This window comes from Pyrobaculum islandicum DSM 4184 (assembly GCF_000015205.1).
In the GTDB taxonomy this organism is placed as follows: domain Archaea; phylum Thermoproteota; class Thermoprotei; order Thermoproteales; family Thermoproteaceae; genus Pyrobaculum; species Pyrobaculum islandicum.
This window is the reverse complement of record NC_008701.1, coordinates 1,067,663-1,086,748: the sequence shown is the minus strand read 5'-3', so window position 1 is coordinate 1,086,748 and position 19,086 is coordinate 1,067,663. Positions and strand designations below refer to the sequence as shown.

Annotated in this window: 20 protein-coding genes and 2 pseudogenes; 8 read left to right on the top strand and 14 right to left on the bottom strand. The window is 50.8% G+C overall.

Features of this window, described 5'->3' with window-relative positions:
- Positions 1 to 23: 23 nt before the first annotated feature.
- Positions 24 to 1,463: an NAD(P)/FAD-dependent oxidoreductase gene (locus PISL_RS06135; protein ID WP_011762937.1), complete on the top strand. Its 1,440-nt coding sequence runs from the start codon at positions 24 to 26 to the stop codon at positions 1,461 to 1,463.
- 30 nt (positions 1,464 to 1,493) lie between these two features.
- Positions 1,494 to 2,111, top strand: coding sequence for a dTMP kinase (tmk, locus tag PISL_RS06130; protein WP_011762936.1), 618 nt, complete (start codon positions 1,494 to 1,496; stop codon positions 2,109 to 2,111).
- On the opposite strand, the gene PISL_RS06125 is transcribed toward tmk, so the two are convergent.
- On the bottom strand, positions 2,058 to 2,555 hold the full coding sequence (locus tag PISL_RS06125) for a DNA replication complex GINS family protein (RefSeq protein WP_011762935.1): 498 nt from the start codon (positions 2,553 to 2,555) through the stop codon (positions 2,058 to 2,060). The two genes, tmk and PISL_RS06125, sit on opposite strands and share 54 nt — an antisense overlap.
- A gap of 321 nt (positions 2,556 to 2,876) precedes the next feature.
- Here PISL_RS06125 and PISL_RS06120 point away from each other — a divergent pair, with 321 nt between their 5' ends.
- The gene (locus PISL_RS06120) at positions 2,877 to 3,512 is read left to right on the top strand and encodes a CPBP family intramembrane glutamic endopeptidase (protein WP_011762934.1); all 636 of its coding nucleotides are present in this window, start codon (positions 2,877 to 2,879) and stop codon (positions 3,510 to 3,512) included.
- Here the strand turns inward: PISL_RS06120 and PISL_RS06115 are convergent.
- The 3 genes from PISL_RS06115 to PISL_RS11170 form a co-directional block, all read right to left on the bottom strand.
- The gene (locus PISL_RS06115; RefSeq protein ID WP_011762933.1) at positions 3,495 to 4,025 is read right to left on the bottom strand and encodes an SLOG cluster 4 domain-containing protein; all 531 of its coding nucleotides are present in this window, start codon (positions 4,023 to 4,025) and stop codon (positions 3,495 to 3,497) included. The genes PISL_RS06120 and PISL_RS06115 overlap by 18 nt on opposite strands.
- Positions 4,022 to 4,543: a MogA/MoaB family molybdenum cofactor biosynthesis protein gene (locus PISL_RS06110; RefSeq protein ID WP_011762932.1), complete on the bottom strand. Its 522-nt coding sequence runs from the start codon at positions 4,541 to 4,543 to the stop codon at positions 4,022 to 4,024. The genes PISL_RS06115 and PISL_RS06110 overlap by 4 nt, the downstream gene beginning before the upstream one ends.
- 146 nt (positions 4,544 to 4,689) lie before the next feature.
- Positions 4,690 to 4,830: a hypothetical protein gene (locus tag PISL_RS11170; RefSeq protein ID WP_209319989.1), complete on the bottom strand. Its 141-nt coding sequence runs from the start codon at positions 4,828 to 4,830 to the stop codon at positions 4,690 to 4,692.
- A gap of 51 nt (positions 4,831 to 4,881) precedes the next feature.
- Between PISL_RS11170 and PISL_RS10820 the strand changes: the two are divergent.
- A pseudogene (locus PISL_RS10820) lies at positions 4,882 to 5,166 on the top strand (zinc ribbon domain-containing protein); the annotation flags it as partial.
- Between the two features lie 257 nt (positions 5,167 to 5,423).
- On the opposite strand, the gene PISL_RS06105 reads toward PISL_RS10820, so the two are convergent.
- Together PISL_RS06105 and PISL_RS06100 are read right to left on the bottom strand one after the other, a co-directional pair.
- On the bottom strand, positions 5,424 to 6,563 hold the full coding sequence (locus PISL_RS06105; RefSeq protein ID WP_053240375.1) for a polyamine ABC transporter substrate-binding protein: 1,140 nt from the start codon (positions 6,561 to 6,563) through the stop codon (positions 5,424 to 5,426).
- Positions 6,564 to 6,565: 2 nt separating this feature from the next.
- Entirely contained in the window at positions 6,566 to 7,204 is a 639-nt protein-coding gene (locus tag PISL_RS06100) for an endonuclease dU (protein ID WP_011762930.1), read from the bottom strand.
- A gap of 60 nt (positions 7,205 to 7,264) precedes the next feature.
- On the opposite strand from PISL_RS06100, the gene PISL_RS06095 reads away from it, so the two are divergent.
- Positions 7,265 to 8,179: an AIR synthase family protein gene (locus PISL_RS06095; RefSeq protein WP_011762929.1), complete on the top strand. Its 915-nt coding sequence runs from the start codon at positions 7,265 to 7,267 to the stop codon at positions 8,177 to 8,179.
- 48 nt (positions 8,180 to 8,227) lie between these two features.
- Here the strand turns inward: PISL_RS06095 and PISL_RS06090 are convergent, their stop codons facing one another.
- From PISL_RS06090 to PISL_RS06075, 4 genes are read right to left on the bottom strand one after another with little or no spacing between them, the layout of a single operon-like run.
- Positions 8,228 to 9,025, bottom strand: a complete 798-nt coding sequence (locus tag PISL_RS06090; RefSeq protein ID WP_011762928.1) for an ATP-grasp domain-containing protein — start codon at positions 9,023 to 9,025, stop codon at positions 8,228 to 8,230.
- Entirely contained in the window at positions 9,019 to 12,096 is a 3,078-nt protein-coding gene (gene carB, locus PISL_RS06085; protein ID WP_011762927.1) for a carbamoyl-phosphate synthase (glutamine-hydrolyzing) large subunit, read from the bottom strand. Before carB ends, PISL_RS06090 begins: the two co-directional genes overlap by 7 nt.
- Positions 12,083 to 13,144, bottom strand: coding sequence for a glutamine-hydrolyzing carbamoyl-phosphate synthase small subunit (carA, locus tag PISL_RS06080; protein WP_053240374.1), 1,062 nt, complete (start codon positions 13,142 to 13,144; stop codon positions 12,083 to 12,085). Before carA ends, carB begins: the two co-directional genes overlap by 14 nt.
- 51 nt (positions 13,145 to 13,195) lie before the next feature.
- Positions 13,196 to 13,672 carry a GNAT family N-acetyltransferase gene (locus PISL_RS06075; protein ID WP_011762925.1) on the bottom strand — a complete coding sequence of 159 codons (477 nt, stop codon included), beginning with the start codon at positions 13,670 to 13,672 and terminating at the stop codon, positions 13,196 to 13,198.
- Between the two features lie 35 nt (positions 13,673 to 13,707).
- On the opposite strand from PISL_RS06075, the gene fbp reads away from it, so the two are divergent.
- Together fbp and PISL_RS06065 are read left to right on the top strand one after the other, a co-directional pair.
- Complete coding sequence (fbp, locus tag PISL_RS06070; RefSeq protein ID WP_011762924.1) at positions 13,708 to 14,907, top strand: fructose-1,6-bisphosphate aldolase/phosphatase; 1,200 nt, start codon at positions 13,708 to 13,710, stop codon at positions 14,905 to 14,907.
- A gap of 81 nt (positions 14,908 to 14,988) precedes the next feature.
- Complete coding sequence (locus PISL_RS06065) at positions 14,989 to 15,585, top strand: MarC family protein (RefSeq protein ID WP_011762923.1); 597 nt, start codon at positions 14,989 to 14,991, stop codon at positions 15,583 to 15,585.
- 183 nt (positions 15,586 to 15,768) lie between these two features.
- On the opposite strand, the gene PISL_RS06060 is transcribed toward PISL_RS06065, so the two are convergent.
- The 4 genes from PISL_RS06060 to PISL_RS06050 all read right to left on the bottom strand — a co-directional run bounded on the left by PISL_RS06060 (position 15,769) and on the right by PISL_RS06050 (position 17,909).
- Complete coding sequence (locus PISL_RS06060) at positions 15,769 to 17,019, bottom strand: zinc ribbon domain-containing protein (RefSeq protein ID WP_011762922.1); 1,251 nt, start codon at positions 17,017 to 17,019, stop codon at positions 15,769 to 15,771.
- A gap of 101 nt (positions 17,020 to 17,120) precedes the next feature.
- A complete protein-coding gene (locus PISL_RS10815) occupies positions 17,121 to 17,288 on the bottom strand; it encodes a hypothetical protein (RefSeq protein ID WP_167827637.1) in 168 nt (55 codons plus the stop codon).
- Between the two features lie 60 nt (positions 17,289 to 17,348).
- The gene (locus PISL_RS06055; protein WP_011762921.1) at positions 17,349 to 17,615 is read right to left on the bottom strand and encodes a hypothetical protein; all 267 of its coding nucleotides are present in this window, start codon (positions 17,613 to 17,615) and stop codon (positions 17,349 to 17,351) included.
- A 54-nt stretch (positions 17,616 to 17,669) separates the two neighbouring features.
- Positions 17,670 to 17,909: a hypothetical protein gene (locus tag PISL_RS06050; RefSeq protein WP_011762920.1), complete on the bottom strand. Its 240-nt coding sequence runs from the start codon at positions 17,907 to 17,909 to the stop codon at positions 17,670 to 17,672.
- Positions 17,910 to 18,062: 153 nt separating this feature from the next.
- Between PISL_RS06050 and PISL_RS06045 the strand changes: the two are divergent.
- Positions 18,063 to 18,941, top strand: a pseudogene (locus tag PISL_RS06045) (hypothetical protein); the annotation flags it as partial.
- Positions 18,942 to 19,086: the final 145 nt, after the last annotated feature.

The following is a 19,086-nucleotide window of genomic DNA, read 5'->3' as shown; positions in this document are numbered from 1 at the left end:
ATAGCGTACATCTCTATGCAAAGGTGGTCACCCAGTATCTCTCCCGTCTACGAACTCTTGAGAAATACGTCGGAGACTACGACGTTGTAATAGTAGGAGCAGGACCCGCCGGGTTATTCGCCGCGCTTGAGCTCGCAAAGGCAGGCGGAGTGAGAGTTGCATTAATAGACGGGGGGTATAGAGCATCACAGAGACGTTGTCCCCTCCAAACGCCCCTAGAGAAGTGTACTTTCTGCGTGCCTTGTCATATTGTCTACGGAATTGGGGGAGCCGGCACTTTGAGCTCCGGTCTCATAAATCTCAGACCAGACGTGGGAGGAGATCTTCACGAACTGGTTGGCGATTGGGACAAGGCAATGGAATTGATAAATTACATAGACAAGACCTTCGTAGAGTTTGGAGCGCCTGGAGCAGTCTACGAGCCACAAATGGAACTCATACAAAGGCTCTCTGCACTAGCGGCTAGAGTTAACGCCAGGATAATACCCATACGCCAGAGACATATTGGAACAGATGGGTCAAGAGCTGTCGTAGAGAATATAACCCAATACCTTGAAAAAGCAGGTGTGGCTATAATGTATGCCACATGGGCTCTTGAAGTTGAGAAAGGAGACAATGGGTTATTTACAGTAAAAACAACAAGAGGAGTTCTAAATGCCAGAGCCGTTCTTTTAGCGCCAGGCCGCGGCGGCGCCGAGTGGCTTATTTCTCAACTAAAGAAACTAGGCGCCTCGTTTAGCTTCGGCCCTATAGATATTGGAGTTAGAGTAGAAGTGCCTTACCACGTCATGAAGCCTCTTACAGACGCAATACGCGACCCTAAGATAATTCTCTACACTTCTAAATACGACGACAAGGTTAGAACATTTTGTACAAACCCCCGTGGTTTTGTAGTAAAAGAAGTATATGCAGACGGGACTGTTGGAGTAAATGGAGAGACCTATCTAGAGAGGAAAAGCGAAAATACAAACTTCGCCTTCTTAGTTACGCTCAGGCTTACAGACCCGATGGAAGATACTATAGAATATGGTAAATCTATAGCCAAGCTAGCCACTAAGCTGGGGGGCGGCAAGCCTCTTATACAACGTCTCTACGATTTAGAACGTGGACAGAGGTCTACCTGGGATAGAATCAGAAGATCTAGCATATCGCCGACTTTAAAAGATGTAACTCCCGGCGATATATCTCTGGCGTTGCCCCATAGAGTTGTAGAGGACATAATAGAGGGGCTTAAGAAACTTGACGAACTTGCGCCTGGCGTGGCAAGCCCCCAGACGCTTATCTACGCCCCTGAGATTAAATACTATTCGCTACGGCCTGTGGTAGATAAAAACCTCATGACGACAGTGCCCGGGCTTTTTGTAGCGGGAGACGGAGCTGGCCTTTCCAGAGGAATAAACGTAGCGGCCGCCACCGGCGTGTTGGCGGCAAGAGGGATTCTAAATTACCTAGGCCGAGCCTAATCGCTTAAAACAATAACTCAAGTCATTACTATGGCATTTGTAGCAATAGAGGGCATCGACGGCTCGGGCAAAAGCACTGTAATTTTACAACTCGCAGAGATGTTACCTAAGGTCTATGTCACCAGAGAGCCCAGCGGAGGGCCTATTGGAAGATTAATAAAAGAATGGGCTTTAAAAGGCGGCACAATTGACCCACATGTAGATGCGTTACTTTTCGCCGCAGATAGAATAGAACACTATAAGAGAGAGATAGAGCCAAAGGTTAGAGAAGGATATATAGTAATCAGCGAACGATATATAGAATCTTCAATAGCATACCAAGGCGCAGCCGGCGTCCCTATAGACTTTATAAAGATTATAAATTCCGCAGTTCCCAAGGCAGACATCACAATAATACTTGACGTAGACCCAGAGATAGCTATAGCTCGTATAAAACAGAGGGGGGACTCAGAAAAGTACGAACACAGCGCCTTTTTAAAACGGGTACGCGAAATCTATCTCCAGAGGGCAAGAGAGGAGGGATACCCGGTTGTAGACGCGTCAAGGCCGCCCAACGTCGTTGCTAAAGACGTCGCTGAAATTATTACACAGATGTTAAACTATAGAAAATATAAAGGAGGTAATAGCTGCGTGAATAGACAACAATAGCGCTTTTTCCTCAGGCGTAAGCCGGCTTACAAAGTCTTGGTCATTTACTATGTCAGGCTTTGTGGCCACGAGGACAGAGATTTTCTTAATACGTTCAATAACTAACTCTCTTACATCCTGTACTACCGTCCGTAGAGTTTTTACATCACCCTTTTTGTTAAGCAGATAGATGGTAAGTCTAACTCTTGGATAAAAATCCTCAGGTAATTTAACCGGGTAGCTCTCTCTCTGCTCTAAATATTTCAGAGACGCAACATCTCTAGGCTGGACAGCGTTACTCTCGTCTATTTCTACAGCCCCCATCTCATCTAGTCTTAACGCAAGATATAGAGGCACTTCGGTCTCAGTGCCAGCTTTATGCGAAATCCCCAACAGAGGTAGATCTACGTCTCTCTTAAACACAACTCTAACGGGACGCCAGTTTGTTATACCGCCAAAACTCACATAATGATCTACAAGATGTCAATTATAAAGATCTCTCTTCACATGTGATTCAGAAACTATATATTATCTACCAATCTTTTTCCTGGCCCAGGGGCTTGGGGGCCCGTCCTGGGTGCGCCGGGTGAGAGCGGCCCATCTGGGAGACAGAGCGTTGGTTTTATCGCTAATCGGCGCCCTCGCTACCGCCCTCTGGGGGCCAGGTAAGCCGTTCGTGAAATAGAGGAGTTTGTAAGTCAAAACTAGTCAGAGAGGACAAGAAATGAGAAAACAAAAGACAGAGTAACGGCGGCAATCGTTTTTACCTACTCCATTAGATAGGCCATGAGCCAATGTCCGAGAGCCTACTCTGCCAGATGGGACATGGGCCTTCTGAAGGTGGCAGTCGCCGTAGCGTTTATCGCCATAGCGATGGTGTTGATATTATTAAAGCCACCTATCTGTATAACTCTATATGCTGGTACGGCGATATACACGGCGTTTATCCCAGCTGGGCTATTAGTTAAATGGAGGCTAAGCAAGAGGTTTCCTCTGGCTTTTGTGGTCTACTTCCTTTCTCTACTTGCAGCAGGGGCGGTAGTCATAGCTGTGCCCCCCATACGTGCTGAATATATAGAGTTGAGTAGATCACAAGAGAAGTTCTTTGTAGAAGTCTTGGCATGTCCCCTCGGCAAAATTCTGGCTGTGATCCAAGCTTTGGCGCTAGCCCCGTTGGTAGAGGAGGTAGTGTTTAGAGGAATTGTTTTTGAAGAAGTAAAAGGTAGGCTGGGTACAACTGCGGCTTATTTACTATCGTCTATTCTCTTCGCGTTTTTACATAAACCAGGTCTCGGCGCCGTGCCCATTTTTATTATAGCCCTAGCCCTTGCCTTTGCTTATAACAGATATGGACTACCCGCCTCTGTTTTACTACATTTTATACAAAACGCCGCCGCGCTATGGTTATCCAAAGCTAGTTAAAACGCCGGGACCGGCGCCGCAGACACCCTCGGCTAAAGCTACTGGGTCGCTTACATAAACCACCTTTAGTACTCTCCTATCGTCAAAATACTCGGGATATGTTTGAGAAAGTCTGTCGCTTGAAGCCCCCGTGTCTATTAACACATACAGAGGCTTGCCCATGGCATAAGCCATGAACGCCTCGATCATCGTCCCCACGCCACCCCCGAGGACAGCTACCACATCTGCAGAACGCACCATTATAACAGACCGACATCTAAACTCACAACCCGTTTTTATAACTACAACCCGCTCCGGCAGTTGTACCCCCTCTTTTTCAATTGGCAGAAAAATCACAACCTTCATACCTCTTTCAAGCGCACTGTCGACGACATCTCTCATGTGACCCCAATAGCCGCCCACCAGCAAAACGGCGTCTGGACATCTGTCCGCTAAAGCATGTACAAAAAGCCTGGCCCTCTCCCTCAGGCCAGGGATGTAGTCACTATGTACTGCAACTGCGATCTGTCTCATTGCTTGATTAGGTAGAGGATGTGGGAGACCTCGGCCAAGATTATCCTCATGCCGACTTTCACCGCGTTGGGGGAACCCGGCAGTAGGAAGATGGCCTTGCCGCCGACTATGCCCCCAGTCGCCCTTGTTAAAAAGGCGGCAGTCCCCACCTCTTGTATACTGTAATATCTAAACACATCGCCAAAGCCCTCTATCTCTTTTTCAAACAGCGGTCTCACGGCCTCTATAGTGACGTCGGTCTTAGTAAGGCCGGTGCCGCCAGTGAACACCACTATGTCTACGTCCTCCCGCGAGATAAGCTCCAAGGTTTTACGCCTTATTAGGTAGAGGTCGTCTGGAATTAAGTCTCTGCCGACGACCTGATGTCCGGCCTCTCTAGCCATCTTCTCCGCCAGGTCTCCAGACTCGTCCACAGGGGTACGCCCCTCTGCCTTCTCCCGGTATCTAGAGGTACTCACAGTCACAATATAGAACCTTGCGACGCGTTGCCCCTTAGCCCTATGCTCCTCGTGAGCCATAGCTTATGTAACCTCATGGGTTTTAAACATATCCAACCATCCTCTCCGCCTCTCTATCAATATCAAGCGTCAACAGTATGGAGTCAACGAGTTTCAAAGCCGGCTCTTGGCAAGGCTAGTTCCCCAGATCAAGCCTCAAACAGAAGTCAATTCCTATTTTGACAAAGCCTTGGCATACTCGCTACCCCATCTACCTTGGAAATTTTGATATGGCAACTCTGCCAGACTCTAACAACAAGGCTCTTGAGGTCTCTTTCGGCGTCTTTAAGCTCCAAGCCCACTGCCATATATATCGCGGTCTTTAGGCATATACGCCAGAGGGGGCAGGGGGAGCGAGGGGTCAAGAGAGAAGAAAGTTGAAGAAGCTGGCTCAGTGGCACGGTCTTCCGTATCTGGAAGAAAGGTTGTATTCGGCCATCTGTCTAAAGTGTGGCGCGAAGATGGCTGTGGAGATCGGCCGTTTCATACGTTGTCCCTCTTGTGGTCTCAGAGCGCACAGAGACAACGTGCCCATGACATGGGCAGAGAAGAGATACCAAGAGTTGATAGAAAAGACAAAACAACCCATTTTTCCACTCCGAACTATCAAACTTTATAACCTCGTAACTACACTCTTCACATGAACGGCGTCTACTTGGCCCCTGGGGCGGCAGACGGGGGCACGGAGACAGATGCAATATAAACAATCAGCGGCCAGCCCCCGTATGACCCGCCCCCTCGCCCCGGCGCACCCGAGGCGGGCCCCTGAGCCCCCGGAGAGGGGCCAAGAAAAAGACAAGGGGACGACTTTATAAGCCGTAATGACTGTAATGGATATTACAAACAGAAAGCCTCCGCCCTCTAGGGCGGCGGTTCAGTGAACCGTTTAAATACGGTTGGTTTAGCCTTTAACAGCGTAGCTTATCTTCTCCACCGCCTTAATCATCTCCTCCGTGTAGTTTAGGTAAATCAGCTTAGCCCCCTCAGGCGGAAAGACTGCGGGATCTTGGAGTATGTCTGGATCGAGGTATTTCTCTATTAGCTGTCTCTTCAACGCAGTTGGGTAGTAGGAGGCCTTGGTGATCCTGGCTGAGTTCTCGGGTCTAAGCAGGAAGTCTATGAAGGCGTATGCCGCGTCGATGTTTTTCGCGTCGCGGGGGATGACCATAAAGTCGACCCATCTGTGCGTCATGGGCTTTGGCAGTACGTACTCGAACTTATCGGCGTTTTTCTCGCCGGCGTGTTTAATAAACTCGTCGCGGGCTGTGGCAGCGTCTCCGCTCCAGATTTGCGAAACCCACAGCTCGCCGGCGGCTATAGCCGGCACGATCTGGCTTATCCCCATGTACCCCCTGATGTAGCCTTTCTGTCTCTTTAGAAGATCCGTCACCTTATCCACCGCCTCCTGGCTCCAGTCGTTGGGATCTATCCCGAGGGCGTATTTAGCCGCCATGACAGGCTCTATAAACTCCTCTAGCATGGCTACTCTGTTCTTCATCTTCTCTAATAGGTCGAAGTCAAAGAGGTCGCTCCAACTGTCAAGCCTTCTGCCAACGTCTACAGCCATGGAGTAGTAATTGACAGCAAAGCCCGTAGTACCAAAGGCGTAGGGAACAGAGTGTTGAAGGCCAGGGTCATTTGGGTTTTCGAAAAACGCTAGATCAATATTGCCAATGTTTGTAAGTCTGCCGTGGTCTATCTTCCTCACGTAGCCCCTCTTAATCACGTCCTTTAGGTACGTGTCTGGCACTACAATAAGATCGTATCCACCCCCACCTCTGAGGAGAGCGGCGTAGGCCTCCTCCCCGCTTTCAAACTCTTGGTATATCACCTTGATGCCGGTCTCTTTCTCAAACTCGACAAGCAGATCTTTATCTATGTAATAAGAGTAGTTATAGACAGCTAAGTGTCCACCGCGCGGCGCCTTTGTTGTAACCGGCGGCGTCTCTTGTCTACGCGTGAAAAACAGAAGGCTGCCTCCTACAGCAACTATAACAGTAGCGGCAACTACGCCGACGAGAAACCTCCTCCTAGTTACCATTGTCATATCTTCATACGGATGGTTTTTAAGAATTGTCTAGCCCCGCTAGCTACTATCTTAGCTATGCGGAGCGGTTCTGGCATCTTGCCGAATTTTGTACACAGCTCGGCCGCCCTTCCGGCATCTATTGGGTCTATCCCCCAAGCCCTCACATATATCTTATAGCCGCTTCGCATATAATAAGGCACCGGCGGGCCTAATCTTCTGTATGCCTCCACTCTCTTCTCCCAGTCTGTAAAAAGCTTTCTCACAGCCTCCTCCACCCTCCCCTCGGGTTCTTCGAAGACGTAACAAGCTACAGGCTTTCTAAATCTCTTCCACAGCTCCTCACCGTCTATCCAGTTGTAGAAAGAGACTACACAGCCGTCTAACATGACTAAGCCGACGTCGGGCCTAAGCACAGCCTTTAGAATCCTAGAGACAGACTCTGTGCCGTCTGTGCCTCCTAGAGTTGCTATGTCAAACGCCACTTCTTCTACTACGCCATCTCTACGCGCTAGAACTCCCGCGTATATTGAGTAACCGTCTTCAAGACTAAAGCTCTCCGCTATAGCTACAACCTTGAAGTTCTTCTGTAAAAGACGTGGGAGAAGTACGCGGGTATCTCTCCTTGGCTGCACTAACGAAGTCCAATGCGACATATCTCCGTTCTGCACAAAAAGTAGAGACTATTGTATTAATACCATTAACTCTCCTATCTTATGAAAATTGGCAAAATCCCGCCCGATGTGCTTGAGCGCCTTGTTTTTAACAGAAGGGGGGCGCCTAGGCGGGAGGTGCTGGTGGGCCCAGCTATAGGCGAAGACGCGGCGATAATCGACTTAGGAGGTTACTATTTGGCAATTCACACAGACCCCATATCTGGCTCTATAAAACTGCTCGGCTATCTCGCGGTGTATGTGCCTACTAATGACATAGCTGTAAGGGGAATCCCCCCGATGTGGCTTTCTATAGCTCTCCTCTTCCCTCCAGAAACTGACGAGACCCTCCTTGACGAAGTGACAAAACAAATAGATCTAGCCGCTAGAGAGGTCAATGTGGCTATAGTTGGAGGTCACACTGAGGTTACATCCGCAGTTGGTAGACCGGTGGCTATAGCAACAGCAATAGGCGTAGGAAGGCGTTATATCTCTACCTCCGGAGCTAAGCCCGGCGACGTTGTATTCATGACGAAATCCGCCGGTCAAGAAACCGCGTCTATACTCGCCACAGATTTTGAAAACGAGGCCCTCAAAAAGGGGATAAATAAGGAGGTGTTAGACAGAGCTAAAGAGTTGGCAAAAGCTGTTTCTGTGTTGAGGGAGGCTCTCGCCCTTGCGGATTTAGCTACATCTATGCACGACCCGACTGAGGGCGGAATTGCCAACGGACTAGCCGAAATTGCATATGCTTCTGGGGTATCTATAGAGGTGGATCCCAGTAAAGTAATTGTGTACAGGGAGGTTGAAGAGTTGTGTTCTGCCTTTGGGATAGATCCCTTGGAGACTTTAAGCTCCGGCGTTTTATTAGCCACATTGCCGCCCGACTCTGTACAAGAGGCCGAGGAAAGACTTAAGAAACTCGGCATCCCATATTCACAAATCGGTAGGGTGACCCCCGTGGCAACTTCCTTGTGAAAATTGGAGATAGACTTTACAAAGAGCCATATGTAAGAGATAGGCTATTCAGCCTCTTTTCTTAAGTTCTAGCAACATTTGTACTATATGACTTGCTATATCTACCCCGGTTGTCTTTGTCAAAGCTTTAAACTCCGGTATCCCATTAACCTCGTTGACGTATAACCTATCGCCGATTAAAATATCCACGCCTGCATAAAACGCGCCGACGGCCTTAGCCGCTTTTATAGCAAGCTCTTCTAACTCGCCGTCTATGTCTTGCGGAAGTGTTTTGCCTCCGCGCGCTGCGTTACTCCTCCAATCGCCCTCAGGCGGTATCCTCCTCATGGCTGCAACCGCTCTATCTCCTACAACAAAAATTCTAATATCCTCACCAGTGCCTATCATCTCCTGGAGCATCAACACTTCGCCCTCCGCCGATCTAAGTAATAGCTTGAGCTCCTCTGGCGTTGACACAAGTGCGACTTTTCTACCCCAACTACCGCTCACGGTCTTTACAATAGATCTCTTTCTGATCTCTATATCTGTCTCGCCAAATAAAACTGTTGTCTTAGGTATGGGCAAACCTGCCCTCTTTAATTTTGCAAGAGATACCGCTTTATTCCAACTTGTCGCAATCGCCACAGAAGAGTTAACAGATATTCCGCCGTTACCTTCAACAACCGCCGCCGCTATAATCCCCTTGTTATGGCTCAACGTACGTATGAGGTAGACATCGGGCTCCCAGCCGTTTATATCCATAGCTTCACCCACTTTTACAAATCTCAACTGTATTCCCATTCTCTCAGCGGCTTTAATAAGCATTTTCTCTTCCTCTCTAATTACGTCGTATACTATAGCTACCACGGCGATATTTCAAACTTCCCGTTTTTATAATACCAGATAAACGCCTTAGTGAGCTCTAGAGCTAGTGTGGCGTCTAATACAAGAGGGGTATTGGTATCTGCAGCAGTCCTCCTAATTAAGAAGTCTCTCTCTGGCGTTACACCTGCCGTCATCACAATATCTATCTTCTTCCATTTTAACATATCCACGATCTTCTCGCCTAATTGCTCCGGCGTATATACTTCAAGCCTTGTGGAGAGTAGAGACGCAACTTGTAAAATAGTTTCTTCGCTATGCTTATCGTATGTATATACTAGGGCAGATCTCTCCGGTATTTTATTAGGCGTTGCAGATAGCCAACTCTTAAGCAATGCCTCCTCATAGGTGGCCCCGTTTGAGGCCACCTCCCCCGTGCTATACATAACAGGCCCCAGCCGCGGGTATGCCCCCCTCAGCCTAGACCAAGAGAACTGTGGAGACTTCACCCACCACTTAGTCGGCTTAAGCACCACAGTCTCCTCATCTACGGCGAGACGGCCATTCACCAACACATCTGCTGTCAGAGACATGTAGTTCACCCCCGTGGCCTTGCTTACAAAGGGCATAGAGCGGCTTACCCTGAGGTTCGCCTCTATTACGTACACGTCATCGTAGACTATAAACTGGACGTTGAGAGGACCCTTGACCCCGAGTTCGCTAGCGATCCTCTGCGTTGCTTCGACCATCTTTTTAACGGCCCCCTCCTCCAGCCTCCTCGGCGGGAGCACCATGGTGGAGTCGCCAGAGTGTACGCCAGGCGGCTCCACATGCTCGATGGGAGTGGCGACGAGCCGAACTCCGTCAGACACGGCGTCTACCTCTGCCTCAATGCCGCGAGGTATGAACTTGGACACGACCACCGGGTACTCCCCGCTCACTTTAGCCGCCTTTGTAAGAAAGCTCAGGAGCCCCTCTCTGTCGTAAGCCACGGCCATGTAGGTGCCGCCTAAGACGTAGCTGGGCCTCACCAACACGGGATAGCCCAGCGCCTCGGCGAGTTTAGCCGCCTCTTCTAGGGATCTAGCGGCGAACCACGGCGGTTGTTTTATACCGAGTTTCTCTAGGAGCTCCGAAAACTTACTCCGGTCCTCTGCCACATCTATAGACGCGGCGCGGGTCCCCCCGATCTTTACTCCCGCCGCCTCAAGACGCTTATACAATCTCTGGCCTATCTGGCCGCCCGCATAGAGGACAACCGTAATGCCGCTGCCCTCCTTCTCCACTATGTCTAGTATCCTTTCATAGGAGATCTCGTCGAAGTAGAGCTTATCCACTATGTCCCAGTCCGTCGATACCGTCTCGGGGTTGTAGTTCAAGATAGCCACTTTGAATCCCCTGTTTCTCAGCTCCTGCGCCAGGTTTACGGTAGACCAGTCGAACTCCACGCTTACGCCTATTCTAAAGACGCCGGCGCCCACCACCAAGTAGTCCGCCGGTGGCACGTCATCGTCGTATACGCCGCCATAGGTGAGGTAGAGGTAGTTCGTCTCGGCTGGCCACTCCCCGGCAAGCGTATCTATCCTCTTCACCACTGGCCGCCTCCTCGCCCGTCTCACCTCCTCCTCCTCAACCCCCAGCGCCTTGGCTATCTGACTGTCTGAGAAGCCCAACACCTTCAGCTCCTCCAGGTCGTACCGGCCTTGCTCAAGCGCCTTGTAGGCCTCTACGACGCGTTGTATAGCCCTTAGGAAGAACCTATCCACCTTCACGTAGCTGTACACCTCGTCTATGGATAGGCCTAGGTACATGGCCTTGGCGGCGCATATCGGCCAGTAGGGCTTATACCCCTCTAGACACCGTCTCGCCTCCTCAAGCGTCAGTTCTTTAAACATAGGCCCGCCCACTAGGCCGGGCTCGCCTATGTCGATCATCCTAACCGCCTTCTGCCAAGCCTCCTCCAGCGTCCTCCCCACCGCCATGGCCTCGCCGATAGACATCATCTCTGGCCCCAGGCCCTCGGATACGCCGAATCTGTCGTTCTCCCACCTCGGGTGTTTGACCACTATGTAGTCAAGCGCGGGCTCAAACGCCGCCACCGTCCGCCTCGTCACCTGGTTCAAAACCTCGTCCAGACGGTAGCCCAAGGCCAACTTAGCTGCGATGAAGGCAAGCGGATAGCCCGAGGCCTTGGAGGCAAGGGCGCTAGAGCGGGACATACGTGGGTTTGTCTCTATGGCGTACTGCTCAGGTCCAGCGTAGTTGACCGCCACTTGGACGTTGCCCTCGCCCACTAGCTCGATGGCGCGCGCCACGCCGATGGAGATATTCCTAGCCTTCTGGTACTCCTCATCTGTCAAAGTGAGACAGGGGGCCACCACTATGGAGTCCCCCGTGTGTACGCCCATGGGGTCCACGTTCTCCATACAGACCACTGCGGCGACGTTGTCGTAGGCGTCGCGCACAACCTCAAACTCTATCTCCTTCCACCCCTCCAAGTACTTCTCCACAAGGACTTCCCCAATTGCAGATTGGGCGAAGGCCTTATACACCCTGGCCCTTAGGTCCTCCTCACTCCTGGCAACGAAGGCGCCCGCCCCGCCTAGGTTGAAGCTCACTCTCACCACCACCGGATAGCCTATCTCCCGCGCGACCTTCAGCGCCTCCTCGGGCGATCTCGCGGGGCTACTGGGCGGGATCGGTATGCCGACCTCCCTCATGGCCTTTTGAAATAAATCCCTCGATAGTGCCCTCTTTATTCCCCGTATCGGCGTTCCCACAACCTTAACGCCGTATTTATCCAAGACACCGGAGTCGTGTAGATCTACGCAGGCCGACAGCGCCGTCTGTCCGCCAAAGCCACACGCAATTGCGTCAGGCCTCTCCCTCTCTATGACCTCCGCCAAGAACTGCCTCTGTATAGGCACGAAGTAGACCCTATCCGCCAGAAACTTCGACGTCTGTATAGTGGCTATGTTGGGGTTGACAAGCACCGTCTCTATCCCCTCCTCCCTAAACGCCTTCAGGGCCTGCGAGCCCGAGTAGTCAAACTCCGCCGCTTCAGCAATTTTAATAGCGCCGGACCCTATCACCAAGATTTTCCTAATGTTCGGCATGGCGCTGGACAAGCTTGACGAACATGTCGAAGATCCACCTTGTGTCCTGCGGCCCTGGGGAGGCCTCGGGGTGGAACTGCGTCGTCAAGATGGGGAGAGACTCGTGGTAGAGACCCTCCACGGTGCCGTCGTCTGGCTGAACAGCCCAGACCCTCAGCCCGCTGTCTTTTGGATCCACGGCGTAGCCGTGGTTGTGGACTGTAATATAGGTCTTCCCTGTGAAGCGGAGGTCCCGCACGGGCTTGTTGCTAGCCCTATGTCCAAACTTGAGCTTGTACACGCTGGCGCCCATGGCAAGGGCGATCACCTGGTGGCCCAGGCATATGCCGGTGAGGGGCTTTTTGTACTCGGCGTACTCCCTCACCTTCTCCACAAGCGAACCCAGTAACTTGGGGTTACCCGGCCCGTTGCTCAAAAAGAGGCCATCGCAGTCAAACGCCAGCTCTGGAGAACGACAAGGCACGAGCTTAATCCTTACCCCCCTCTTTAGAAATTCCATGACTATAGATTTCTTTACGCCGCAGTCCACCACGCCGATGCAAAGCTTTCCATTTCCCAACTCACGCGGCTCTTTAACCGACACGAGGTCGACGTAGTTCACCTCGTCGTAGCGTGGAGACGACCTCAGCCGCTTTAAAAGCTCCTCGGGCTCCTCAGGCCCCAGCGCCCCCATCATAACGCCGTATTCCCTAAGCTTGATAGCAAGCGCCCTTGTGTCTACCCTGGCAACGCCAGGAATCCCCTCGGCCTTTAACCACTCGTCTAAGGACATCACCGATTTGTAATGGCTCGGCACCGTTGCTTCAAAAACCACAACACCCTCAGCCTTTATGCCGTCTGACTCAAGCTGGTCTTCAGAAACGCCATAGTTCCCAATGAGAGGCATTGTAAAAGTAATTATTTGCCCCTTGTAGCTCGGGTCTGTCAACACTTGTGGGTAGCCAACTACAGAGGTTGTAAAGACGACCTCTCCAACCACCGTCTTCTCGACGCCGATCTGCTTGCCTACAAAGACTGAACCATCTTCAAGAACGAGATAGGCCTTGATATTCGCCCCTTAGACATCAATAGCCAAATTAGACGGTTATATAAACTTTATCTAGCCACACCTTCCTATAGACCCCTCTTGTGTCTCTGAAAATTTGTACCTAATCATGCAGAGATCTCTACACTTAACTTCGGCGCCTATCTTTCTAGCAATTGCCAGTGCTCTGTAATTATCTGGCAATACATAAGCTAGGGCGTATTTAAAACCCATCTTTCTAATTCTATTTGCAAAGTCAAAAACTACGGCGGTTCCCAAACCCTTCCCTTGGAAAGCGTCGATAATCAAAATAGCTACCTCTACGCCTTCGCCACAAGGAGTTAGGTCTATTACGCCTATGGGTTTATTTTCATAGTATATAAGAAAAGTCGTACAACCACGGCTCCAAAGGTATTTATATATATAAGTAACATCGGCAACAGGGTGTAAAAATCTAAATACTACACTATTAAGCGAGGCTCTTCTATAAACATCTTGGATTTTAGAAAGCCATCCCGTCGATTCTACATAATCAAAGCTTACCACAGGCATGAGAACATTTTTAAATAAAACTCCGCTCTGCTTGCATGAAGGTAACAGTTTCTATAATAAAAGCTGACGTCGGAGGTTTTCCAGGCCACGCCTATGTACATCCCAAGATGCTTGAATATGCCGCAGCAAAACTAAAAGAGGCGCAGAGAAAAGGAGTGATAATTGACTATTTTGTCTACAACGTCGGCGACGACATCTCTTTACTAATGACACACACAAAGGGCGAAGATAACCCGGAAATACATGGACTGGCATGGGAGACCTTTAAGGAGGTAACTGAGCAGGTAGCCAAGAGATATAAACTATATGGCGCTGGTCAAGATCTACTAAAGGAGGCCTTCTCTGGTAACATAAGGGGGTTAGGGCCCCAGGTCGCAGAAATGGAAATTGAAGAGAGGCCCAGCGAGCCTATAGTTGTATTTGCCGCAGACAAGACAGAACCTGGCGCCTTCAACCTCCCGCTTTACAAAATGTTTGCAGACCCCTTCACCACCGCAGGTCTTGTCATAGACCCCTCGATGCACGAAGGCTTTATCTTTGAGGTCTTAGACGTAATAGAGCACAAGGTATATCTACTGAAGACTCCAGAAGACTCTTATTCTCTACTCGGCTTAATAGGCACCACTGGTAGGTATATAATCAGAAAAGTGTTTAGACGATCAGATGGAATTCCCGCCGCTGCAAACAGCGTAGAGAGACTATCCCTCATAGCCGGCAGATACGTCGGCAAAGACGACCCAGTCATGATCGTAAGAGCTCAATCAGGCCTCCCCGCCATCGGCGAAATACTAGAAGCCTTCGCACATCCCCACCTAGTCCACGGGTGGATGCGCGGAAGTCACGCAGGTCCTCTCATGCCAGCGCGCTTTGTCTCAATAGACCCAGAGAGAAGGATCGCGCTGGGCCCGAAAATGACTAGATTTGACGGCCCTCCAAAAGTCGGCGCTTTGGGCTTTCAGTTACACGACGGGTATTTAGAAGGCGGCGTCGACCTCTTTGACGACCCTGCCTTTGACTATGTGAGACAGACCGCGGCGCAGATAGCAGATTACATCCGCCGCATGGGGCCATTCCAACCACATAGGCTACCGCCCGAAGAAATGGAATATACAGCGCTACCAAAGATATTGGCAAAAGTCAAATCTTATCCAGCTGATCAGTTCGAAAAAGAGAGGAAAAAATACATAGAAGCCGTTGTAAAAGGTGTGAAAGCAGAAGAGACACAACACGACTAAATTTTCCCACTTCGGATGATGTAGCGCGTGAGGCCGGATTTGTGAAGAGGTTTTTAAAACTGACCATTTTAGCTTAACAACGTGACTCCTTTGGAGTTTTTAGGGCTTGTAGGACAGCTTTACGCCATTATGAACCCAATCGGTAAGCTCGCAGTAGTGGGGCCTCTGGCTGTTGAAAGGCCTGCATATGTAAGAAAAATCACCACAGTTGTAATAGCCGTTGTATACATACTCGCCGCAATTTTTGCAGTAAGCGGGGGATTTATATTGTCCGCATTTGGCGTCAGCATCAATAGTTTTAGAATAGCAGGCGGCATTGTATTAATGACTATCTCAGTTACTACCCTACTCTCTGGCTCTTATGTAGGCAGAATTGAGATAACAGAGGAACATGCCGTTGTACCGCTAGCAACACCGCTTATTGTAGGCCCAGGCACTATAACAGCGCTGATAGTTATGTCATCTATCTACGGCCCCTTAATAACTCTATTCATTGCGCTTACTGCCTCAACAGCTGTCGCAATAACGTTGATAGTAGGCATCAGAGCTGTAAAATACATCGGCGCCACCCCTCTGAGACTAGTCGGTAGATTCATGTCGCTTATAATAGCCTCAGTCGCAACAGAAATGATACTGACGGGCATTAGGAACTATACACAAAGCCTATGTAGCAGATAATCTCTCTGAAATGCCCCCTTAGCGGCGCCCGGCCCTCTCTGGGGGCTCCGAGCCCGCCCCGGAGTCGCGCGAGGCAACCCCAGGGCGAGAGGGACGCGACCGTGCCCGTGCGCACGGGCTCGGCGTTTCGGTCGCGTCCCTAGAGCCGGGGATGTGGTTCATAAGTGAAGAAGATTTACGAGGTTAAAAGTAAGATGGTCGCCGAAATTGAGGAAAAACTGGTTGTTTTTTCCGAAGGATTTCCCAATATCGCTTTTTTGCCCATAGCAACGGAACTCTATCTCTGTGGTCGGAGTAACCGCAAACGGTGCAACGCATTATGCGGTTTTTCTCCTCCGCCATCTTGGCCCCACAACGGGGACAGATGGTTGAATACAACCGCTCCTCGAGATATGGCAGCCCATACCACTCGGCGAGCTCCTTCAACCTCCTCCTCAACTGTCCTAGGCCGTCCAAGTAGTGCTTCTTCTCCCCGCTCCAGTTGCCCTCCTTCAACCCTTGGTACGTCTCGTCGTCCATCGTATCCACTACGATGACGGCGTTGTTCTGTCTGGCGAGTTCGATGATTTCTTTTACGATCTGTATCACAACGCTACGTATCTTTCCGTAACGTTTTGATTTGAGTCGGTTAACTCTCTCCTCAAGGAGCATCCTTCTGGCGGAATCCGTCTCTCTTGCAACCCGTCTTTCAAGGCTACTTATCTCCTCGTGGAGTTTCCTCAACTCCTTAATTGTTCGTCTGTCGGGGAGTTTTAGTGTCTGTCTCAGTTTTCCGTCCACGAGGAGACCCATCATGACTCCATGATCCAATCTGTTCACATCAACGGCAACAATGGCCTTTGACTCCACAGACGCCACCTCGCGGGCGAATACTAGGGCGATGTATAGCTTGCCGTAGGTCAGTTCCTTGCCCTTCCGCCTCTCTACGCCGAGGAACGCCAACTTCAATTTGGCGCCCTCTTCTAGTCTCTCCCTTATCCAAGCGACGTTGCCCTTCTTCAACTCGATGGCGAAAGGCGGTATGCCGAGTTTTCTTACTCTAACAATACAGCTCTTTAGGTCGACAAAGACCGCCATACTCATGTCTCTTTCGTTCCCAACTCTAAGTTGGGCGTTGAGCGGAACCGCCCGGTGGAACACTACGTCGCGCCAGAAGAACTTAGCCCACTCTGCGATATATCTCTTAAGTCCGTACTTGGGAAACACCTCCTCGATAATCCGGCGCGCCAACTCACGCCTGTCTGGCGTGAGGAGTCTGTCCAACTCCTCCGCCGTGAGTCTCGGCTCCTCTTGTCCCGTGATTTCTTTGAGCAATGTTTTGGCGTACTCCTCAACCGCAAGGCGCATCCTTACGGCGAGGTCTAGGACGTCCGGCCGCTCCTCGACGAGCTTCCAAGGGATTTTGATCTTTAGCACCCTATAGACTTGGTTCATATATGTGCCCGGCGCGGAGAAGAAAAACTAGTTGAAGAGACTCTCTTTCTACTCTTTCGACTCACCTGCCTGACAGCGACGCCGTGAGGCAGGTGAACGTTTCAACTCCGGCGGAGGGCCCAGAGTGTGCCGAGGGTCGCGGCGGAGAGCGCCGACACCGCCACAAACGCCCAGAGGACTCTCTCAGGGCGTGTGATGGCGTAGGCGACGCCCCACACCGCGACTGTGGCGACGGCCATCGCCGCCAGAAACACGTCTAGAATCCGCATGCCATGACTACACAGGCGGGAGAAAAGCAAGCAGAGAGACGGAGAAAAAGGGGGTTGATCCTACCACTCCTCCTCGAACTCTTCCCACAACTCCTCCTCTTCGTCTTCATACTCTTCTTTCTTAGATGGACAATACTCTTGGCACGAGACGGGTATCGGGTATTCCGAGGCGAATGGATCTGGCGTTAGGGCAAAACACCCACTGTCTTCAGTTGTTTCTATGTATGCCACGTCGCCGCATGACCCCATGCTGACCAGAGCTCCTCCCAATTCGCGGATAGCGTTTTCAATTAGCTTTTTTTCTATAGGGAGTTGGGTTTGGCTCATATGCACATCTGGGGGCCGGGAGAAAAGGGAGAACTTTGGCGTCGGCAGCGTGGCCTACTGTGGCGCTTCGGGGGCGCCGGTCTCGGCCGGCTTGGCGTATTTCGCGGCTATCTTCCTGTACTGTTCTATGTCGAAGTCTTGTGGGAGGAGCCCCGCCTTTTTCGCCAACTCTATGGCCTCTGCCGTCTTCCTCCGCTTTAGGTCTTGGAGTATGGGCTCCATGACGCGTCTCACGTGTTCTCCGCAAGCGCGCCGGCAACTGCCGTCGTCCCACTCGTCGCAGTTCTCCTCCACACACCAGTCTCTCTTGCAACTTTGCGGCGGACAGAGACGACGTGCCCACGGCGTGGGCCGAAAAGCGTTATTGGGAACTCCTCCAGAGGGTAAAACAATAGTTTTTTCCCTACTCCCTTACACTAGTTTTTCTTCCCCATGCCAAGCATGCACATGAACCAAGCATACAGAGTACTAAAGATCAAAATCCCCTGGAAACTAGTGGAGGAACGCCCCGACGTCCTTGACCTAGTGACGAGGATGCGCCTAGCGGCGGAGGAGTACGTCAGAAGGCTGTTGAAGGAGTTGACGGGAAAGGGAGAGCCCAGACTCGCGCCGGAGGAGCTTGACCGTCTCCTCACGCCAGACAGGCGGGAGCTGGCGCACCGGATTATCGAGGAGGTGTTTCCCAAGTACGGGTTGGGGAGGTACTTCGTAAAGCAAGCCAGGGTGTTTTGGCGTGATATTGCGTTCTACAGGGCGGTTCCGCTCAACGCCCAACTTAGAGTTGAGAACGAGAGAGACGTGGGCAGGGCGGTTTTCGTCGACCTAAAGAGCGGCGTAGTCAGAGTGCGTAAGCTCGGCATACCGCCTTTTGTCATTAAGTTGAAAAAGGGCGACATCTCTTGGATCAGAAAACGGTTAAAAGAGGATGCTAAGTTGAAGTTGGCGTTCTTGAACATAGAAAAGCGGAAGGGCAAGAAGGAACCGACCTACGGAAAGCTATATGTTGTTCTCATCTTCGCTAGGGAGGTAACGCCAGTGGAGCCCAGGGCCGTTGTTGTCGTTGACGTGAACCGTCTCGACAACGGCGTCACGGCGGGTCTCCTCGTGGACGGAAAACTGAGACAGACGTTGAGACTTCCCGACGAGAGCGCGGTAAGAGAACTGAGGAGACTCCACGAGGAGATAAGCCGTCTTGACGGAAAAGCCGCTAGGGAGGCGGATCCCGTCAGAAGGAGACGTCTCGAAGACAGAGCACGTTATCTCGCGTCTAAGCGGTTTAGGAAGATAAGGGGCATTGTGGCGCATATCGCTAGAGAAATAATCGAGCGGAACAAAAGAGAAGACTAAATTAGACTTTTGAAAAAATTAACTACGTCAAACGTAGAAACTATAAGATATAAATTTTTATGACAACATACAGCATACACGTTTTATAGAGTGATGGCGTGGCAACAATCTTGATAAAAAATAT